The following is a 3,513-nucleotide window of genomic DNA, read 5'->3' as shown; positions in this document are numbered from 1 at the left end:
CGCACCCTGTGTACGGTGCCGCGAATGGTTTCCGGTTCTGTAACCCGTTGAGGCATAGTCATTTTTCTGTGCACCCCGCTTTTGTGGAGGCCCGGGCGGCCCCGTTAAGACGGGGACCGCCCGATCTCTTTAAAACGGCTCGTCGTCGAGAAAGGCGCCGGAGCCTGCAAAGGCGGAGACATCGATTGTCTCATCGTTGCCGTACTCGATGCCTTCAACCTTCGCGGTGCGCATCGCCGCCTTCAGGGTGGCAGCGTAATTCTTCATGGCAGCCCTGTCCTGGGGCGACAGCGCGCCAACGAAGCTCCAGGCCACGGCGGAGTAAGTAATCCCGTCTTTGTTCTGCGCCCTGTACAGCTTGGCTTTGCTGATGGCGCCGTAATAGGGGACCTTGTGCTTGGAGGTCAGGCGGCGCATGTAGGCGTTAAAATCTTCCAGGCTGGTCGGCGGCAGGGCCAGAAGGTATGGAAGCATCTCTCCTTCGGTCAGGAGATAGACACGGCGGATATTTTTGCAGGCCTTGCCGCGGCCGCCCTTGGTATTGCTGCCCCAGGCGTTTAGCTTGCAGGTGTCGCAGTTGCCGCCGGGCTTGCCGATGCCGGTCTTGGCGTCCAGTGCCGAGCAGGTGGGAGGTGTGCCGGTCCCGGCGTATTCCCCTTCCCAGTAGGCGTTTACGCGGTAATGGTCCAGGATCACGCCGACCAGTTCCTTAACTGGTTCCGTGCCTTCTTCCGAGGGCACCTCGAAGGTCGTCCCGCCGCCGGGAGGGATTCTAATGCGCGGGAAATCTATTGGTACGTCTTCGCTGAAGTTGGCCTGCATGACTTCCAGGATCTCCCCCTGCTCTTCCTGAGAGCAGAGTACCGGGGACTCGAACTTGACGACAGCAAGTTCCTGCTTTGCCAGAGCCAGAGTCATGTTTTCGAAACCTCCTTATATTTTGGGGATTCCGGCCAGGAAATTTACCTTGGCCGCAAGTGCGGCAAGGATAGCTTTTTGCGCCGAAAATTCGTTGTACAGCTGGTCGAGGGTAAACTTGGCTTCGTTGTAGCTGTCTTCCACCGCGCGGTAATTGCTCAGCGCTTCCTGGTATTCGGGGCTGGACTTCGCCCGGCGGACAAATTCTGCCTCCCTGGCTTTCTCGTTGGAAAACAGCGGCTTGCCGTTTTCGCCCACGGCAGCGCTGATATCTGCTATGATGTCCGCTTTTATGGTCTCCAGTTCAAGCTTTGCGTCTTCGAGAGAACGCTGCAGAGAAATGAGGGTGGTTTGCTGGGCCTTTATTTTTGCAGGGTAGGATTGAAGGGTAGTAATGGTTTCGTCGAGGTTGAGGTTTTTCAGGATTTGATTCAGGGTTTCCTGGACGGCTTTTTTGATGTAGAGCAACATTTCTTCGTAATTTATCCGGAAGGTGGTTTCCAACTCAAATCACTCCTTTATGGGTCAGAAGAGTGAGTCAGGGCCGGGCCGCCTGACCCGGCCCCAAACGGGAAAGGAGAAGGGTTTAAGGAAGTTGGGCCATGCCGTGCCGCCCCGGGGCCATGTCCACCCTACCCGCTCGCTTATCTCCGCCGCCACCGGGCGCAGTTTGCATCTCATGGCTTGGTATGCTATATTAGATTTAGGTGGTTGTCGTAAGGCGCTCAACTTCGTGCGGCTAGCAAGCCGCTTTTTCTTTTCTCCGGCGGATCATAGTTGCAATCGGTAACAATCGTGCCGCCCAAAGTTTTAGCTCCTCGATTTTTTGCTCCAAGTCCAGCAATTCATTAAGTATGGCTTCAAATTCCGGTATTTCTTCTTCCGTGATTAATCCATCAGCTGCTATTTCTATCAGACGACTCCTGATTAACCGCACATCGTTGTGCTCCTTTAATAACCCCAACACGATGGTTGCCAGATCTTTGTCAACTAGCGGGTATGCATACACCTGACCGATGGGACAGCAATCTGCGCAATACTTTGCGGTTAATACCGGCTGGCCGTATACTTCTGCCATTTTGAGGACTATCTCTGGTGGCACCAGCGTATGACCATTTTCGTAATTGATGAGTGTCCTACTGCCGGTATGGAGCTTAAACGCTGCCGCTTCTATGCTCAGCCCGGCCGCTTTCCGTGCAGCTTTAAACATTGCACCACCTCCCTTCGCGGTGGTTTAATGTTTTCAAGGAACAAACCCCCTTGTTCATCCTCCCACCCCCGGCGCTAGGGCCCGGTGCCGGGGGAATCAACCCCGCCTATGGGTTGTATGTCGCAATGCCGTATTTACGGAGGCTAAGTAGCGCTTCCGCTATTACTTTCACCGCGCAGTCTTTCAGCCACCAGGCACAATCTTCGCCTTCGCACCAGTGCTCGTGTTCTCGCCCGTTTGGCTTCGCCAGAACCTTAAGCGGGCAAATGCCCCTGTCGTCCATCACCGTATCAACCCTCCCGACCGGAAGTAAGTCGCCCACCTTTGCCGCTTCCTGCGTTCGGCCTTCCAGGCCTCCCACCGAAGCCAAAGGCGCTTGAGTACCCTCTTCACGCTATTCCTCCTTTCCCCCACTACTTCACTACCTTAAGCCGGGCCGCCACGGTGCTGTTTTCCGCGTACTCCCGGGCCAGTTGTTCCAACTCTGCCCGGTACTGCTCCAGCTCTTCCCTGGCCTTTTCCGCCTGCTTCAGAATGCGCTGGCACTCAGCCATCCGCATCAGCAGGTAGAACATGCGGTCCTCGTACTGCTTGCGGGTCATGGTTTCACCTCCCCTACTACACTGGACGCTGGTTACGCGGCCTGCTTCCGCTTCCTTATAATCCGTAGGGCTATCTCCGCCATCACGCGGAGGGCCGCCCGGATCCGGGCGTCTTTGGCTTGCTGTTTTGGCGCTTTCACCGTACCTGCCCCCTTATCTCTCCACCTCAACAAAGTCTCTATTCCTGAAGCCGTCTACAACCTTACCTCCGCGCAGGACCAGCCTAACGTAGCCCGTGAACCTGTGCAGCACCTCCACGACCTCTTTGCTGTTGATGCGGTCACCCTCGCGGACTTCCTCGATGGGGACTCGGAGTTTCATGCTGTCACCTCCTTTTCTCCGCTGGCTACTCGCCAGAAGCGCGTGGATGTTTCGTTTCGTGGCACTCGTCAACAAAAAAAACCTCTTCGATTGTTAGTCCAAAGTATTTTGCAATGCGTTTTGCGAGGTCTATATCGGCTTTACGAAAGCCGTTTTCTATCATCGAGATGTTTGAGCGGGATGTCCCAACGGCTTCGGCGAGTTGTTTAGCGGTCACTTTATGTTTTTTGCGCAGTTCCTTTATGCGGTTCATTTTTCTCACCTCTCCTGAGAATACGTTACCACAAAACGTGGCAACTGTAAAACCAGATTTCTGGCCATATCGTCCCGTTACGTGACAACTGCTTTTAAAATCTCTTTTTTTCTTGCTGCCACGAAAAGGGACAAATTTTTGTCTCGCATTGTGGTAATCTAAACCTGAGGGAAAACATGATGGTAGGAAAGAGGATTAAAAAACTAAGG

General features: G+C 54.4%; 7 protein-coding genes. All 7 read right to left on the bottom strand.

From position 1 onward, the window contains the following. Positions 1–129 precede the first annotated feature (129 nt). Positions 130–918, bottom strand: coding sequence for a hypothetical protein (locus HPY58_14020; GenBank protein NPV30731.1), 789 nt, complete (start codon positions 916–918; stop codon positions 130–132). Positions 919–933: 15 nt separating this feature from the next. After that, complete coding sequence (locus HPY58_14015) at positions 934–1,422, bottom strand: hypothetical protein (protein NPV30730.1); 489 nt, start codon at positions 1,420–1,422, stop codon at positions 934–936. Between the two features lie 235 nt (positions 1,423–1,657). Further along, positions 1,658–2,128 (bottom strand): helix-turn-helix transcriptional regulator, encoded by a 471-nt coding sequence (locus HPY58_14010; GenBank protein NPV30729.1) that lies wholly within the window; start codon positions 2,126–2,128, stop codon positions 1,658–1,660. Positions 2,129–2,234: 106 nt separating this feature from the next. Further along, positions 2,235–2,450 carry a hypothetical protein gene (locus HPY58_14005; protein NPV30728.1) on the bottom strand — a complete coding sequence of 72 codons (216 nt, stop codon included), beginning with the start codon at positions 2,448–2,450 and terminating at the stop codon, positions 2,235–2,237. Between the two features lie 91 nt (positions 2,451–2,541). Then, entirely contained in the window at positions 2,542–2,730 is a 189-nt protein-coding gene (locus HPY58_14000) for a hypothetical protein (GenBank protein ID NPV30727.1), read from the bottom strand. Between the two features lie 153 nt (positions 2,731–2,883). After that, complete coding sequence (locus HPY58_13995) at positions 2,884–3,051, bottom strand: hypothetical protein (protein ID NPV30726.1); 168 nt, start codon at positions 3,049–3,051, stop codon at positions 2,884–2,886. 25 nt (positions 3,052–3,076) lie between these two features. Continuing rightward, on the bottom strand, positions 3,077–3,304 hold the full coding sequence (locus HPY58_13990; protein NPV30725.1) for a helix-turn-helix transcriptional regulator: 228 nt from the start codon (positions 3,302–3,304) through the stop codon (positions 3,077–3,079). Between the last annotated feature and the right edge of the window lie 209 nt (positions 3,305–3,513).

Source organism: Bacillota bacterium, from assembly GCA_013177945.1.
Classification (GTDB): domain Bacteria; phylum Bacillota; class DSM-12270; order Thermacetogeniales; family Thermacetogeniaceae; genus Ch130.
This window is presented reverse-complemented; position numbering and strand designations above follow the sequence as displayed.

What these genes read in the sequence shown, in the direction of transcription:
- HPY58_14010 (NPV30729.1), bottom strand. Translation starts at nt 2,128, where the DNA reads ATGTTTAAAGCTGCACGGAAAGCGGCCGGGCTGAGCATAGAAGCGGCA.
- HPY58_13990 (NPV30725.1), bottom strand. Translation starts at nt 3,304, where the DNA reads ATGAACCGCATAAAGGAACTGCGCAAAAAACATAAAGTGACCGCTAAA.
- HPY58_14020 (NPV30731.1), bottom strand. Translation starts at nt 918, where the DNA reads ATGACTCTGGCTCTGGCAAAGCAGGAACTTGCTGTCGTCAAGTTCGAG.
- HPY58_14000 (NPV30727.1), bottom strand. Translation starts at nt 2,730, where the DNA reads ATGACCCGCAAGCAGTACGAGGACCGCATGTTCTACCTGCTGATGCGG.
- HPY58_13995 (NPV30726.1), bottom strand. Translation starts at nt 3,051, where the DNA reads ATGAAACTCCGAGTCCCCATCGAGGAAGTCCGCGAGGGTGACCGCATC.